This window comes from Xanthomonas sp. DAR 34887, assembly GCF_041245805.1.
Lineage (GTDB): Bacteria > Pseudomonadota > Gammaproteobacteria > Xanthomonadales > Xanthomonadaceae > Xanthomonas_A > Xanthomonas_A tesorieronis.
Genome location: NZ_CP162490.1, coordinates 71585 through 86402 on the forward strand (window position 1 = coordinate 71585; position 14818 = coordinate 86402).

A 14818-nucleotide genomic window follows, 5' to 3' on the forward strand; every position below is an offset into this window, starting at 1 on the left:
GGTAAAGCCACGTCCAATATCAGGCCTCAACGCCGTGGCGGCGCCGCGCGCCGGTACACGCCGTTGAAGGTGACATTGGCGCCGCCGCAGTCCTGGTTGTCCGCGGCCACCAGCAGATCGCCGAGCAGCTGCAGGCGGACCTTGCACTGGTCCTCGCTGACCTCGACCCGGTTGCCGTCCGGGTAGCCGCGCGCGGTGACGGAACCCGTGTGCGGGCCGCCTGGCACCTGCTCCGGATCCGGGTTGGCGCCGGGCCAGTAGGCATCGCCGTTGACGGTGACGCTGCCGTCGCCATTGGCGGTCAATTGCAGTGCGTTGTCGCCATCGTGCCAGTTGCCGTTCCAGGCCTGTGGCGTCGGCTGCGCCGCGTTCGGCAACGCCTGCACGCTGGCCTGCGCGACCCAGCCGGCGCTGCCGCCCACCTTGTTGGGATAGAACGCGCAGGCGAATCCGTCGCGCCGCTGCGCCAGCACCACCACATCGCCCTTGACCACGTAGGCGCGCTGCCGGCACGCGGACTCGCCCTTGGCCGGGCAGCCGTCATCGTCGTTGAGCAGATACAGGCGCGGCACCGCGACCTTGGCGAGGGAGAAACCGGCCGGGCTGTTGGTGAACAATCCATTGCGGCAGGTCGCCGCATCCGCATCGTCCGGCGCGGCATGCGCCAGCGTCGATACCGCCAACAGGGGGAGCAGCCAAGCTCTGTGCATCACGATCACTCCAGGAATGGGGGCCGGTAGTGTGAGCCAAGAGCGGCGAAAGTGCGCCAAGCGAGCGGGCGATTCAGTGCCGGCTGCGTCGTGCAGGCGCGGGACCGAGCGCGGCCTGCTTGCGGCGCCGGTGCTCGAACACGGGTTCCGGCCGTCCGCCGCGGCAGTGCGTTGGACGATTGACGCCGGATGAAGGCTCGGCGAGGATCGCGCTGGGCCGCGTTGTGGCGGCCGTGTGGTGGCAAGGCGTGACGAACGAGCGGTATCCCGATCAATCCTCGGTTTTGAATCGGCCCCATTTCCTGGAGATGCCGCAATGCATGTTCTTGCCAGACTCGCCATGGTTTTGCTATGCCTCGCCTTCCCGCTCAAGGCGTATGCGACGTTCTCGATCGCGGCATGCGCCCCGGATGGCGCGTGCGGTGTGGCGGTCGCCACCAACAATCTGGCGGTCGGCGCCAGCGTGATCTATGCCAGGGCCAGGGTCGGCGCATTGGCCACGCAGTACGAAACCAATCCCGCCTACGGTCCGCGAGGGCTCGACTTGCTTGCCGACGGGCTGCCTCCCTCGAAGGTCATGGCCGAACTGTTGGCGAAGGACGGGAACTTCGACGGAACGACCATCGCCGCGCGCCAGGTCGGCATCGTTTCTGTCGCAGGCGCTTCGATGGCCTACACGGGCGAGGAAGCGGCGGCCTCGGCGTGGGCTGGCGCCCGTCATGGCAAGGGATATTCCGTCCAGGGAAACGGGCTGGCCTCCGAGCGCGTGCTGACTGCCATGGAGAAGGACTTCCTCTCGTGTCGGGCGACATTGGCAAACTGCCTGGTGGCCAGCCTGGAAGCGGGCGAGAACGCGGGCGGCCAGACCATCGGAAGGTTGTCGGCCGCGCTGCTGGTCAAAACGCCTGGCGGCGCATGGGAGGACATCGATCTGCGTGTCGACGCGTCGGCGTCTCCGGTTCCGGATCTGCGCCGGCTGCTGGACCGCTATTACGCCCATCAAGCGATCATCGACGCCGAGCACTTGGCCGATCGTGGCAAGATCGCCGAGGCCAAGGTGGCGCTCGCCCAGGCGCTGCACCTGAGTTGGCAATGGGACCGGATCTGGCGGCGTGCCGCGCGGCTGTCGATGCAGCTCGGCCGGCCCGAAGACGCCCTCAGCGAACTCGGCGTCTTCGCGGCCGGGAATCCGACGTGGGCGAGGATCGAATTGCAGGATCCCATCTACCAGCCGTTGCACGATAATGCGCTTTTCAAATCTTGGGCTGACGCGGTTGGCAGCGCTGGCGATGAGCGACCGAAATGATGGATTGGTGCCAGTGAAGCAATGCTTTGGCGAGGACTGCATCGAGAACATGAACCGGCCCCTCGCGCAGCGACCGGCGATGGATCCACACGTTGAGCGACGCCGCGCGGGCGGCAGAGTTTGCGTTCCGGATGTCGGCGATGGAAGCGGACATACAGTGTCTCGACGAACACGTCGTGCTCGGTGTGCGGCCCGAACGCAACACGCGCGTCGTCACCGTCGAGGTGGTGTCACCCGAGCGCACGAACACCGAAAGAGCCTTGCGGCTCGATCCGCCAACGACCTTGATCGACTGGCTGTCCGAGGCGCCGAGTCATGATGCCGGGGACACCGTCATGACGATCGATGCCAGCTGCCGCGATGCCAGGCAGACGATGGTCAACCTGCGGCCTCGCCTCGACGAGGACGTCACCTTGATGATGGCGGTCGAAGGCATGATCGCGGTCGAAGAAGACCATTTCCCGGACCGGGCGACGTTCGAGGCGGCGGCGCATATCGAGGCCTGCGATGCGTGCCAGCGCTGGAGCGCCGACTGGCTGGATGGCCTGTTTCCGGAGCGGGTGGCGTATCGCGAACGCCTGAGCCGCTACTGCTGCCAGCAGATGTACCATGCTGCGACGAATCCCGATGCCGAGGTCCGATTCGCGTTCGAGATGTTCAGGGGAGAAGATCCCAGCTGGTCCATCAACGAACAGTACGCGTTCGCGCGATTCTGTCCCTGGTGCGGCCAGGAACTGCCCAACCGCGCCTTCGAACCGGAGCCGAATGCATGAGCGCCTCCAACCCCGTGCACGCCCTTACCGTGGTCTACGCCAGGAACATCGAGCGGGTCGCCGAGTTCTACCGGAAGACGCTGTCGCTTGAGCTGGTGGAACAGGACGATGCGTTCGTGGTGGTGGGGAGTCCCCACTACCAAATCGCGGTGGTCCGCATCGCGGCCGACAGGGCACCCGCTCCGGTACCAGGACCGCTCCACCTGAGAACCGCAACGCCCATCAAGGGCTCGTTCCTGGTGGAGAACCTGGAGCATGCCCGGTCCGCGGCCGAGTCCTGCGGCGGGGGCTTCAAGCCACTCGCGTCCGCGTGGCGCTGGCGCGATCAACTGCATCTGGACGGACACGATCCGGAAGGCAATGTGGTGCAGGTCCGCGCCCTGGTGCCCTGACGATTCGCAGCGCCATGCGGCGCGGCAGGGTCTTGTCATTCTTCAGCATTCGATCCGGATCACGCTGTCTTGCGGTCGACTAGGCCGCCGGACATCAGCAGGGGGCGATCATGGCAGTGCTACTTCTTCCATTCATGGCATTGGCCGCGCTCGGGTTGCTGTTGAGCATCGGCGTCCATGTTGCCTCCCTGCTGGGCCTGCGGATTCCGGGCGGCGAGCTGGTATGGGGGCTGCACCTCGGCATCTTCGTGGTGTGGATCCCTGCGGTCCTGGTCGCCAATCGCGTCACGCAAGGGCGCCCGCAAACCGCGTACTGGAAAACGGTGCTATCCGGCTGCCCGGCATGGATGCGCTATGCGGGCTATGTCCTGTTCGCCTATGCGATCGCCAATTTCATCTGGTTCATGACGCTCGGCGAATCGCAGCCGCACCACGGGAGCGATGGCGAAGCAGCCGCCATCCACGGATTCTCCGGGCATTGGCTGCTGTTCTACGGCGCCGCCTTTGCGATTTTCTACTCGGCCTACCGCAACCCGCGCTTGCTGGTGCGGCAGACATGTCCCGACGGGCATGAGATCTCCGCCACCGACGCGTTCTGTTCCACCTGTGGTAAAAAGATCCGGCCGCCCGCGGTCACCGATTGACGCGAGGCAGTCTTGTAGGGCCGTGGGGTACGGCGGGGTAAAGCGGCGCAGGGCGTCATCGGCATGGGGCAATCGATGCCGAGACAATCGGCCTGCCATGATCGACATGGACGCGGGCGCGCGCCGACGATTCGAGATGCCGATACCACGTCGTAGTCCACATGGCGCCAGCCGAGCTGTCTGGCCGATTGGGTCGGCACCCGACACCCTGCGTCTTAAACGAAAGGAGACACCATGCGTGTGCTTGCAGGGATGCTTCTGGCAACGGCCATGGCGCTTGCGGGCTGCGCGTCGATCCCGCTGTCCACGGCGCTGAGCCTGTCGTCGCTGTCGCCGCGCACGCTGGCGCAGACCGATCCGGCCCAGGTACGGGTGCGGCTGTCCGTTCCGGAAGGGTACGAGGTCGGCGTTCCCGCTGCGCGCCTGACGTTGCGGCTCGAGGGAGCGTCCGGCATCAAGTCCGCCTCGATGGGATTGTCGCTGCTCGGCACCTCGCGCGAGACGCGTTCCGGCGGCCTGTTCCGCTCGGATGTGCCGGTCTCGACCTATGTGCTGGCGCTGAACCCGGATGGCGTGCGCGAGCTGAAGGAGCTCCAGCGCTTTGTCCTCGCCGGCGATCCCTCGAAGTTCCTGTTCGGCGTGCAGGCGCCGTTCGCCAAGATGCCGCCGCACGCCAGAGATGTGACGTTCTGGGCGGACCTGAAGCTTTCGCTCGCCGAGCCGTACAAGCCGTTGATCGATGGCGCCAGGCTCCGGTTCGAAGGCACGCCGCCCGGTGGATGACCGGCGCCAGGCAACAGGACTCAGGATCAAACACACGTCTCCCCAAGACCAACGAGATTGCGGGAAGGCGTATCAAGCGCCACGCACGACGGTGCCGGATGGCCTGCCATCCCGGCGCCGCTTCGACATCGTCTCGGTCACAGGCCTTGCGCCGCCTGCTTGTACGTCGCAAAGTGATACTGGAGTTGTCACATCATGCGCACTGAACTCGTCACGACCCTCAAACGCCAGGCCACCGAGCTGCTTGCGGATATCGAGCGGGACAAGCAGCCCATCCTGATCACCCAGCACGGTCTGCCCAGTGCCTACCTGGTGGATGTCGAGAGCTACCAGCTCATGCAGCAGCGCATGGCGGTGCTCGAAGGCATTGCCCGGGGCGAACAGGCGATCGCCGAAGGGCGCGTGGCGAGCCATGCGCAAGCGAAGAAACGTCTGGCCAGATGGCTGAAATAGTCTGGTCGGAGCCCGCACTTGCCGACCTGGATGCGATCGCCGACTACATTGCACTGGAAAATCCGGTTGCCGCTTCCGAGTTCGTCCATTGCGTGTTCACGCATGTCGGGCAGTTGGTGGACCGCGCGGAGAGCGGTAGCCGTCCGCCGGAGCTGGGGCGCTCGCGTTATCGTCAGATCGTCGAACCGCCTTGTCGCGTCTTCTACCGTTTCGATGGGCATAAGGTATTTATCCTGCACGTGATGCGGTCGGAGCGGATACTGCGCAAGGCGCGGCTCGCACCTGCGACCAAGCAGGATAAGTAGTCGCCGGTAACCGGCGTACTTTGCTTGGGCCACGTCATGACGATGTCGTGGCCGGGGCGCGCCAGTTTGATTGCGGTAAGCGGAGGCTGTCCAACCCTTCACCCAAGTCGATTCCGTTGTGGGATTCGGCCTGCTCCAAGGCGCAACGTCCATGCTGATCAATCGCGGTCGTGCAGTGACTTATGGCCTCGCCGCCATCCTCGGGGTGGTGGCCCTGCAAGCTTTCAATAGCGTCGCCTGCTATCACCACGGCTTCGGGGAATTCCTGGCGGCACTGGGAACGTTTCTGCTCGTTCCCCTGCTGGCGCCCATCGTCGCGCTGGCGACCGCCAATCCGTTGCGGGCCGTCGGTGGCTGTCTCCTGTTCGCGCCATGGCTGGCGCTGGCCTACTACATCGACTGCGTGCGCCCGTACACGGGCGGCGGGGCGTCGATGATCTATGTCGGCGTCCTTCTTTGGGGGACACTGAGCTCGATCTTCGGAGTCCTGGTGGCCGGCCCAATCACGCGCATGCTCGGCATCTCCATAGCCGGCGCTGGCGCGAACACGCGTTAGGCTGAAAGGGCATTCAAGCCACCACTTCTGCGGTAGCGAGCCGCAAAAGCGCCCGAAACCGTCGCTTCCCGTTAACGCGCAGCGGTCATGCAGCTCCCGTATCCTTGCCCGCCTCTCTGTCCACGGATGATCCGATGTCGCTGCGTACCGTGTTCTTGTTCGCCTGCCTGTCGCTCGGCGCGGCGCCGTTGGCGCAGGCGCAGCCGCACTGCCTGCCCCAGGGCCCGATCAAGGTCACGCTGTCCGGCAAGCTGGAGCGCCCTACCTCCGCGCCGGCGGCGCCCGAACCCGAAAGCCGGATCCTGGTGTTGCCCAGACCGGTCTGCGTGGCGGCGTCGCCCGCCGCGCAGGCGCCGCGCCACGACGCCGTGCGCCGCCTGCGCCTGGGACTGAGCCAGGACCAGGCCGCGCACCTGCAGGAAGAAGGCGTCGGCCAGATCGTGCGCGTCACCGGCACGCTGTCGGAGACCCAGACCGCAGAAGGAGACGTGCCGCCGTTGCTGACCGTCGTTGGTATCGACAGCGACTGAGGCGTCCTACCGTGGCGGCGCCTTCGCCTCGACTACGCCGGGAATCGGCGTGGCATCGGGAAATGCCGGACGCAGCAGATCCACGCCTTCCTGCGGCTTCGCCAGGCCGGTGAGCTCCTTGCGATCGGCGCGCAGTTCGGCGGCACTGTGCGCGGCGACCCGGTCGCGGCGTGCCTGCAGCGGCGCCTGCAGTTCGCCGTCGCGGTTGAACGACCAGGCCAGCATCGCCGCGCCGGTGGGCATCGCATCACCAGGGCCGAGACCGTCGCGCGAGTGCCAGGTGTGCCAGGTCTTGCCATAGCTGTTCATCTTGTTGCGCATCAGTTCCTTTTCCGCGGCCGGCGGCAGGCCGGGTGCCGACAGCTGCCCGGAGAGGATCTCGCCGTTGTGCGGATGCCAGTAGCCGCGCTCCTCCGGCGCCAGGCGCTGGAACAGGGACTCGGAAATGATGTATTCCACGCCGGTCAGGTTGGCCTGCGCGCTGTCGCCGTCGAACAGGGCGCACTGCGCGAAGTCCTGGTTGACCTGGCGGCAGAAGTGATGCGCTTCCATTTGCTGGTGCGGATGGTCCTTCATCGGGTGGAAGCCGACCAGGTGGATGTCGAGCTTGGCCACCGGGCCGTTGTCCTGCAGCGCCTTGGCGCCGGTTTCGAGCAGGTTGGTCTTGGCGGTCTCCTTGGCGCCGGGCGGGTGCGTGGCGGGGTCGGTGTGGTCACGCGTGCACGCGGCCAGCGCGAGCAGCAGCGGAGCCAGCAGAATGATGCGCATGCGGTGCCTCCAGCGGGCGGGACGATCGGGTGCGACCCAGCATTGGCCGCTGCGGGTGAAACGTCCGTCACCGTGGCGTCGTCGTCAGGTCGGGACCAGCGTCCGCGGAACCGGAGGAGCGCGTCCGGCGACGCGTGCGCGGCCACGCGGTCACACTGAAACCGGGATGCAATACATGTGACATATCGTGCCGCGCTACGCCATCCCATGGCACGCCGTCGCGAGCTGCTGCGCAAGCCGAACGGAATCGTCATCCCGCGCCCAAAGGAATCGCCATGTTGTTGCATCCCGCTCTTTCCGTGTGCCGCCCGGCCGCGCGTTCGTCGCGCCTGTCCGGCGCCCCGGTCCGTCACCGCCTGGCCCAGGCCTGCGCCGGCCTGTTGCTGGCGTCGATCGCCACCGCGGCCGCCGCGCAGGAGACGGCGCCGTCGCTGGCCGGCAGCGCGCCGCAGGCCGCGCGCAGCGCCACCGGCGATGCGGCGACCTCGCTGGATACCATCACCGTCACCGCCGAGCACCGCGAGCAGAACCTGCAGGACGTGCCGGTGTCGGTGGGCGTGGTGCAGGGCGATGCGATGCGCAACTACACCGCCGGCGGCGACGACACGCTGCTGGCGCTGTCCGGCCGCGTGCCCAGCTTCTACGCCGAGACCACCACCGGGCGCATCTTCCCGCGCTTCTACATCCGCGGCCTGGGCAACATCGACTTCTACCTCGGCGCCTCGCAGCCGGTGTCGATCATCCAGGACGACGTGGTGCTGGAGCACGTGGTGCTGAAATCCAATCCGGTCTACGACCTGGACCAGGTGGAAGTGCTGCGCGGCCCGCAGGGATCGCTGTTCGGCCGCAACACCACCGCCGGCATCGTCAAGTTCGACAGCATCAAGCCCAGCGACGATTACAGCGGCCGGCTCAGCGCCAGCTACGGCAGCTACGGCACCACCTCGCTCGACGGCGGCTTCGGTGGGCCGATCAACGACGTGCTGTCGTTCCGTCTGTCGGCGCTGTACCAGCACCGCGACGACTGGGTGGACAACACCTACAGCGGCCCCAGCGCCGATGGCACGGTCACCCCGAAGAAGGATGCGATGGGCGGCTACAACGACCGCAACGCGCGCCTGCAGTTGCTGCTCAAGCCGAGCGAGAATTTCTCGCTGCTGGCCTCGGCGCATACCCGCGACTACGACGGCACCTCCACGCTGTTCCTGCGCAATGCCATCACCAAGGGCTCCAACAAGGTCGATGTGCCGCGCGACCAGGTCGCCTATGACGAGGCGCACGACAATCCGCAGGCGTACAAGACCCATGGCGGTTCGCTCAAGGCGGTGTACGACTTCGGCGGCGTGTCGCTGACCTCGATCAGCGCCTACGAGACCACTTCCGGCTACAGTCGCGGCGACACCGACGGCGGCGCGGCGGCGAACTATCCGGTCAACGGCGTGCCCAACGGCTACGGCCAGTCGATGGGGCAGATCCGCGACCTGGACCAGTACACCCAGGAGCTGCGCCTGGCCAGCGAAGGCGACGCGCCGCTGCAGTGGCAGGCCGGCGCGTTCTATTTCGACGGCAAGGACACCACCGATTTCTACCAGCGCGCCTACTTCCTGCAGACCGCGGCGCACAACCCGAACAACTGGGTGCGCCTGCGCAACAGCAACACCTCGTGGGCCGGTTTCGGCCAGCTGACCTACAAGGCCACCGACGCGCTGACCTTCACCGCGGGCGTGCGACAGACCCGCGACAGCAAGGAAACCAAGCTGCTGAAGACCGCCGATACCGCCGCCGGCGTGGTCACCTATCGCGGCCGCCGCGACGTGCGCATGGCTGATACGCAGCCGAGCTGGGACTTCAGCGCGATGTACGCGATCGACGACAACGTCAGCGTGTACGCCAAGGTGGCGCGCGGCTTCCGCGGCCCGACCATCCAGGGCCGTTCGGCGGTGTTCAATTCCGACTTCACCACCGCCGATTCGGAGACGATCCTGTCGTGGGAAGCGGGCATCAAGAGCAGCCTGTTCGACAATCGCCTGCGTCTGAACGTCACCGGCTTCACCTACACGGTCGACGACATCCAGCTCAACGGCAACGACTCCAACGGCAACGGCGTGCTGTTCAATGCGGACAAGGCCAAGGCCTACGGCATGGAAGCCGATCTGGACTGGCGTCCGATTCCGAACCTGTCGCTGAGCGCCGGCCTGAGCCTGCTGCACAGCGAAATCCAGGACAAGCGCGTCTATGCGCAGGTGTGCGCGCTGAACGGCGTGGTGGTGTGCACGGTGAACGATCCGACGATCAAGGTCGGCGCCAACACCTTCGCCCAGATCAATGGCAATCCGCTGCCGAACGCGCCCACCTACAACGTCAATCTGGCCGCGCGCTACGACATTCCGGTCGCCGACGGCGGCGCGTTCTTCGTCGCCACCGACTGGAACAAGCAGGGCAAGACCAGCTTCGTGCTGTACGACTCGACCGAGTTCAATTCCAAGGGCAGCTTCGAAGGCGGCCTGAAGCTGGGTTACAGCGGCGACTACGGCGCGTGGGAAGTGGCGGCGTTCGCGCGCAACATCACCAACGAGAAGAACCTCAAGGGCGTGATCGAGAACTACATGGCGGCGGTGTACAACGAACCGCGCATCGTCGGGTTGTCGGTCGACGTGCATTGGCATTGATGCGCGACCGGCCGGTAGTGGTCCCATAACGCGGCTGGCCAGCGCCGCGCAGCCTGCCGCTTGCAGGTTGCGCCGTCGCGATTGATTGTTTGTGTAGGAGCGGCTTCAGCCGCGACATGGTGCTGCCGATGGATCCTGTCGCGGCTGAAGCCGCTCCTACAGAAAACCGCTTCGCTCATGCTGGAGATCTGCTGTGGCCCAGGCGCAGCCAACCGCTGTGCGGCCCTTGATACACAGCACAAATTTGTAGCGGGCATCTTCACGCTCTGTTAAAGTCCGCGCCCAGCGCTGCCGGGTCCGGCAGCCGGGCACAGCCGCCGCCATGCCTTCATCCGTGAGTCTTTCGGGGGAATGGTGCATGCGCGTCGCGCGGTCGGTGTTGTCCTTGTCTGTCGTTTCCGTGGTGCTGGGCTGGGCGTCGCCAACGCGCGCCGCCGAGGGCGACGCCGCGCCTCCGCCCGATCCCACCACGCTCGACCGGATCGTCGTCACCGGCGAGAAGAGCGGCCGCAGCGTGCAGGACACGACCAGTTCGGTCGCCGTCACCACCGAGGCGCGCATCGAGCAGGAAAACCTGCAGAGCGTCTACGAGGTGTTCAACCGCACCGCCAACGTGGCGCAGACCTACGGCGATGCGGGCTTCAGCATCCGCGGCATCCGCGATACCGACGGCGGCGGCGATGCGCCGCTGGCCACCATCTATCTGGATGGCGCGGCGTTGCCGCAGACCGCGATCAGCTGGGCGCCGCTGAGCCTGTGGGACCTGCAGCAGGTGGAGATCCTGCGCGGCCCGCAATCGACCCTGCAGGGCGAGAACGCGCTGGCCGGTGCGGTGATCCTGCGTACCGCCGAGCCGACCATGGACTGGCAGGGCAAGCTGCGGGTGCTCGCCTCCGATCCGTCCGACCGCAGCCTGGCCGGTGCCGTCGGCGGGCCGATCGTCGCCGACGAACTGGCGTTCCGCGTGTCGGTCGAGCAGCGCAGTTTCGAGGGCTACAACTGGAACCTCACCCGCCAGGCCTCCGACGACGCGCTGGTCTCGGCGATCTACCGCGGCAAGCTGCTGTGGACGCCATCGGCGCTGCCCGGGCTCAAGGTGCAGCTCGGCTACACCCGCGCGCACCGCACCGGGCCGTACATGTACAGCTACGTGCGCACCGACCTGCCCGACTACTTCGAGCACCGCTACTCCACCAACAACACCCCGGACCGCACCCGCACCGACAGCGACATCGTCACCCTGCAGGCCGACTACGCGCTCGCCGATGCCTGGACGCTGTCTTCGGTCAGCGCCTGGAACAAGGTCGATTCGTTCAGCACCTGGGACCTGGATCGCGGTCCGGCCAACACCGCCTATTCGCAGCGGGATATCTCCACCACCACCGCCTCGCAGGAACTGCGCCTGCGCTACGAGGGCGCGGCGCTGCAGGGCCTGGTCGGCGCGTACTGGGCGCGGCACGTGGAAGACAACGATGCGCGCTCGCTGACCAACGTCGCCACCCCGACCGCGACCATCGCGCGCCTGCTGGGCAGCGCCGGCTTCCCGACGGCCAGCGCCAACGCCATCGCCGCGCGCTATGCGCAGGTGCTGCCGGTGATTCCGGTGGACTACAGCTCCGCCACCCCCAGCCGCTCGAGCAACCGCGCGCTGTTCGCCGACGGGCAGTGGCGCATCGGTGGCGGCTTCTCGCTGCTGGGCGGCCTGCGCTACGACCGCCAGCGCTATGCCATGGCGTCGGATACCGCGGCCACCTTCGCCGGCCAGTATCCGGACCCGGCCGCGTTCGCCGCCAGCGGCACCGCGCTGTACCGCGCGATCGTCGCGATCAACCAGGGCGTGGCCGGCATCGTGCGCTCGGCCAGCGGCGAGGTGGCGTGGAATGCGCGCGACTTCGATGCGCTGCTGCCCAAGCTGGGCGCGCGTTACGAATGGAGCCCGGACCTGTCGGCGAGCCTGGTGGTTCAGCGCGGCTACCGGTCCGGCGGCTCCAGCTTCAACGTCGCGCGCAGCCAGGCCTTCGCCTACGACCCGGAATACACCTGGAACTACGAAGCCTCGCTGCGCTCGCAGTGGCTGGACCGGCGCCTGACGCTCAACGCCAACGCCTACTACATCGACTGGAAGGACAAGCAGGCCACCGCCTACTTCGGCCTCAACAGCTACGACTACAACACCGTCAACGCCGGCCGCGCGCACCTGTACGGCGGCGAGCTGGAGCTGAACCATCACCTGGACGAAGCGTTCGACTGGTACGGCTCGCTGGGCTTCTCGCGCACCCGCTACGACAGCTTCGCCACCATCGTCGGCGCCGAAGTGACCGACTATGCCGGCAGCGAGTTCGCCTATGCGCCGCGCTGGACCGCCGCGCTGGGCGCCAACTGGCGCTTCGCCGACGGTTGGCTGGCCAACCTCAATGCCAGCTACCGCGACCGCGTCTACACCAACGTCGGCACCGGCGCGGTGCAGCTGGCCTCGCGCACGTTGGTCAACGCCAAGCTCGGCTACGAGACGCTGGACTGGAGCGCGTGGATCTTCGCCAACAACCTGCTGGACCGGCACTACGTGCAGTACCGCTGGGCCACCGACCCGATCGCGCTGCTGGGCGCACCGCGCGTGGTCGGCATCGGCTTCGAGGCGCGCTGGTGACGTCCGCACTGGCCACCATTGCCTATCTGCTCGCCGCGGCGCTGGCGGCGCTGGCGTTCTACCTGGCCACTGCGCACCAGCGGCTGCGCCCGGCATGGCGCCGGCATGCGCGCGCGCTGCGCCTGGCCGGCGCGCTGCTGTGCCTGGCCGCGTTGCTCGCGGCGATCGCCGCGCTGGGCGTGTGGGCCGGCGTTTTCGCCGCGCTGAGCGCGACGATGCTGGCGGCGGTGGCCCTGCCGTATCTGGATGCGTGGCGGCAGCTGCGCGGAGGCCACGCCGATGTGGGCTAGGTGGCTGGCGGCGATCGTGCTCGGCCTGCCGCTGGCGGCGGGCGTGGTCGGGCTGTGCGTGCTGCTGTGGCCGGGCGCGTTGCAGGTGCATACGCTGCCCTGGTTGCTGCTGGTGTTCCCGCTGTGGATCGGCGCAATGTCGCTGGCGTTCGTGTTCCGCAGCGGCGCGCGCGCTTGGCTGTGGCTGGGCCTGGCGACGCTGCTGTGCCATGGCCTGCTGTACGCGTTGAAGGCCGCCGGCCTGGTGCAGGTGACGGCATGAAGGCGGCGACCTTGCGCCAGTTCCTGTCGGCGCACAGCTGGATGGGCCTGCTGGCCGGCATGGCCTTGTTCATCGCCTTCTATGTCGGCGCGATCACCGTGTTCACCCACGCGCTCAACGACTGGCCGCGTCCGGCCGTCGTCGCCCCGGCGACGCAGACGCCGGAACAGGCGGCCCAGGCGCTGCTCGATGCGGTACTGGCGCGGCATCCGGCATTGGCCGAATCGTTCTCGCTGATGCTGCCGGGCGAACACGGGGCGCGGCCGCGGCTGTATGCGTTCGGGCCGGCGGCGCAGCCGTTCGGCGGCGCGGTGCAGTTCCAACTCGGCGCGGAGGGGCGACTGGTGCAACTGCCGCAGCGCAGCGGCTTCGTCGATTTCCTGTACGACCTGCATTTCACCGCCGGCTTGCCGCGCACTCTCGGTACCTATCTGTTCGGCGTGGTCTGCATCCTCTACGGACTGGCCCTGGTCAGCGGCGTGGTGCTGTACGCGCCGGTGTTCCTGAAGGATCTGTTCGCGCTGCGTCTGGGGCGCAACGTCAAACGCCTGTGGCAGGACGCGCACAACGCGATCGGCATGCTGTCGCTGCCGTTCCACGTGATCTTCGCCTGGTCCGGCGCGGTATTGGCGCTGGGCGTGCTGCTGCTGGCGCCGTTCCAGTACCTGGTGTTCGACGGCAAGCTGATGCAGGTGCTGGAGCCGGATCTGGAGCTGACGCCGCATGTGCAGCCGGCGCAGATCAAGGCGCCGCCGCTGCCGGTGGCCGACCTGCTGGCGCGGGCGCGCGCGGCCAGTCCGGGCTTCGAGCCGGAAAGCCTGTCCTTCCACGACGCCGGCGATGCCAATGCGCGCGTGGAGATCTATGGCCAGCACCCGCAGCGCCGGCTCAACACGCTGGCTGGCGTGGCCATGGAAGCGGCCACCGGCAAGGTACTGCGGGTGCTGGCGCCGCAGACCATGTCGCCGGGCGTGGCGTCGTTGCGCGGACTGCAGGCGCTGCATTTCGCCAACTTCGGCGGGGCGCCGCTGCAATGGCTGTATTTCCTGCTCGGCTTGGGCGGCGCGTTCCTGTTCTACAGCGGCAACCTGCTGTGGGTGGAGGCGCGGCGCAAGCGGCGCCAGCTGGCGCAGCCGTGGCGCACGCATCTGCTGGCGCGGCTGACGACCGGCGTCTGCCTGGGCTGCGTGGCCGGCGTGTCGGCGCTGTTCGTCGCCGCACGGCTGTTGCCGCCGGGGCAGGAGCGCGACGTGTACTACGCCGTGTTCGGGCTGGGCGTGGCCTGGGCGCTGCTGCGGCCCACCGCGCGTGGTGCCTACGAACTGCTGCTGGCGTGCGCCGCGCTCACCGCGCTGGTGCCGCTGGCCGCGCTGCGCGGCGCCGGCGGCTGGGTGGCGCCGTGGAGCAGTTCGCTGCTGCTGGCGGTGGATGGCTGCGCCTTGGCCCTGGCCTGGGCGTACTGGCAAATGGCGCGTGCCACCTGGCGCCGTGGCCGCCACGGCGATCCCAACAGCGTGTGGGCGCTGCCGGCGAAGAGCTGAGCCGCTCTACTTCTGCCGTCGCTCGGGCCGCTACGGCACCGCACACACGCTGTCGTGTGTGTCGGCCACGACACATCCACGCTGCGTCCTGTCGCTTGCAGGCGCCGCGCAGCGCACGCATGTGCGGCGGGCAAAAGTGGACAATCGTGCGCCAGTGATTTCTCATGTACCCCGAAGTCGAAGTCTGCA

16 protein-coding genes are annotated in these 14818 nt (G+C 67.5%); 14 read left to right on the top strand and 2 right to left on the bottom strand.

All coding sequences use genetic code 11. The features are described 5' to 3' along the window. Positions 1–26: 26 nt before the first annotated feature. Positions 27–710 (bottom strand): hypothetical protein, encoded by a 684-nt coding sequence (locus AB3X08_RS00340; protein ID WP_369935413.1) that lies wholly within the window; start codon positions 708–710, stop codon positions 27–29. A gap of 316 nt (positions 711–1026) precedes the next feature. Between AB3X08_RS00340 and AB3X08_RS00345 the strand changes: the two genes are divergently transcribed. The 9 genes from AB3X08_RS00345 (at position 1027) to AB3X08_RS00385 (ending at position 6452) form a co-directional block, all read left to right on the top strand. Further along, entirely contained in the window at positions 1027–2016 is a 990-nt protein-coding gene (locus AB3X08_RS00345) for a DUF1028 domain-containing protein (protein ID WP_369935414.1), read from the top strand. 92 nt (positions 2017–2108) lie between these two features. After that, the gene (locus AB3X08_RS00350) at positions 2109–2789 is read left to right on the top strand and encodes a hypothetical protein (protein ID WP_369935415.1); all 681 of its coding nucleotides are present in this window, start codon (positions 2109–2111) and stop codon (positions 2787–2789) included. Beyond that, the gene (locus tag AB3X08_RS00355) at positions 2786–3181 is read left to right on the top strand and encodes a VOC family protein (protein ID WP_369935417.1); all 396 of its coding nucleotides are present in this window, start codon (positions 2786–2788) and stop codon (positions 3179–3181) included. The genes AB3X08_RS00350 and AB3X08_RS00355 overlap by 4 nt, the downstream gene beginning before the upstream one ends. A gap of 110 nt (positions 3182–3291) precedes the next feature. Beyond that, on the top strand, positions 3292–3825 hold the full coding sequence (locus tag AB3X08_RS00360; protein WP_369935418.1) for a hypothetical protein: 534 nt from the start codon (positions 3292–3294) through the stop codon (positions 3823–3825). A 234-nt stretch (positions 3826–4059) separates the two neighbouring features. Beyond that, on the top strand, positions 4060–4608 hold the full coding sequence (locus AB3X08_RS00365; RefSeq protein ID WP_369935419.1) for a hypothetical protein: 549 nt from the start codon (positions 4060–4062) through the stop codon (positions 4606–4608). 195 nt (positions 4609–4803) lie between these two features. Then, positions 4804–5061 carry a type II toxin-antitoxin system Phd/YefM family antitoxin gene (locus AB3X08_RS00370; protein WP_263111662.1) on the top strand — a complete coding sequence of 86 codons (258 nt, stop codon included), beginning with the start codon at positions 4804–4806 and terminating at the stop codon, positions 5059–5061. Beyond that, entirely contained in the window at positions 5049–5366 is a 318-nt protein-coding gene (locus AB3X08_RS00375) for a type II toxin-antitoxin system RelE/ParE family toxin (protein ID WP_369935421.1), read from the top strand. Before AB3X08_RS00370 ends, AB3X08_RS00375 begins: the two co-directional genes overlap by 13 nt. Before the next feature lie 151 nt (positions 5367–5517). Then, entirely contained in the window at positions 5518–5922 is a 405-nt protein-coding gene (locus AB3X08_RS00380) for a Na+:solute symporter (RefSeq protein ID WP_369935422.1), read from the top strand. Positions 5923–6056: 134 nt separating this feature from the next. Then, entirely contained in the window at positions 6057–6452 is a 396-nt protein-coding gene (locus AB3X08_RS00385) for a hypothetical protein (protein WP_369935424.1), read from the top strand. A 6-nt stretch (positions 6453–6458) separates the two neighbouring features. Here the strand turns inward: AB3X08_RS00385 and AB3X08_RS00390 are convergent, their stop codons facing one another. Further along, entirely contained in the window at positions 6459–7196 is a 738-nt protein-coding gene (locus AB3X08_RS00390) for an OBAP family protein (protein ID WP_369938625.1), read from the bottom strand. Between the two features lie 299 nt (positions 7197–7495). On the opposite strand from AB3X08_RS00390, the gene AB3X08_RS00395 reads away from it, so the two are divergent. From AB3X08_RS00395 to AB3X08_RS00415, 5 genes are all read left to right on the top strand, one after another. After that, positions 7496–9889, top strand: a complete 2394-nt coding sequence (locus AB3X08_RS00395) for a TonB-dependent receptor (RefSeq protein WP_369935425.1) — start codon at positions 7496–7498, stop codon at positions 9887–9889. Positions 9890–10274: 385 nt separating this feature from the next. After that, the gene (locus AB3X08_RS00400) at positions 10275–12536 is read left to right on the top strand and encodes a TonB-dependent receptor (protein WP_369935427.1); all 2262 of its coding nucleotides are present in this window, start codon (positions 10275–10277) and stop codon (positions 12534–12536) included. Beyond that, the gene (locus AB3X08_RS00405) at positions 12530–12826 is read left to right on the top strand and encodes a hypothetical protein (RefSeq protein WP_369938627.1); all 297 of its coding nucleotides are present in this window, start codon (positions 12530–12532) and stop codon (positions 12824–12826) included. The genes AB3X08_RS00400 and AB3X08_RS00405 overlap by 7 nt, the downstream gene beginning before the upstream one ends. Further along, the gene (locus tag AB3X08_RS00410) at positions 12816–13088 is read left to right on the top strand and encodes a hypothetical protein (RefSeq protein WP_369935428.1); all 273 of its coding nucleotides are present in this window, start codon (positions 12816–12818) and stop codon (positions 13086–13088) included. Before AB3X08_RS00405 ends, AB3X08_RS00410 begins: the two co-directional genes overlap by 11 nt. Further along, entirely contained in the window at positions 13085–14629 is a 1545-nt protein-coding gene (locus AB3X08_RS00415) for a PepSY-associated TM helix domain-containing protein (protein ID WP_369935429.1), read from the top strand. Before AB3X08_RS00410 ends, AB3X08_RS00415 begins: the two co-directional genes overlap by 4 nt. The last annotated feature ends 189 nt before the right edge of the window (positions 14630–14818 follow it).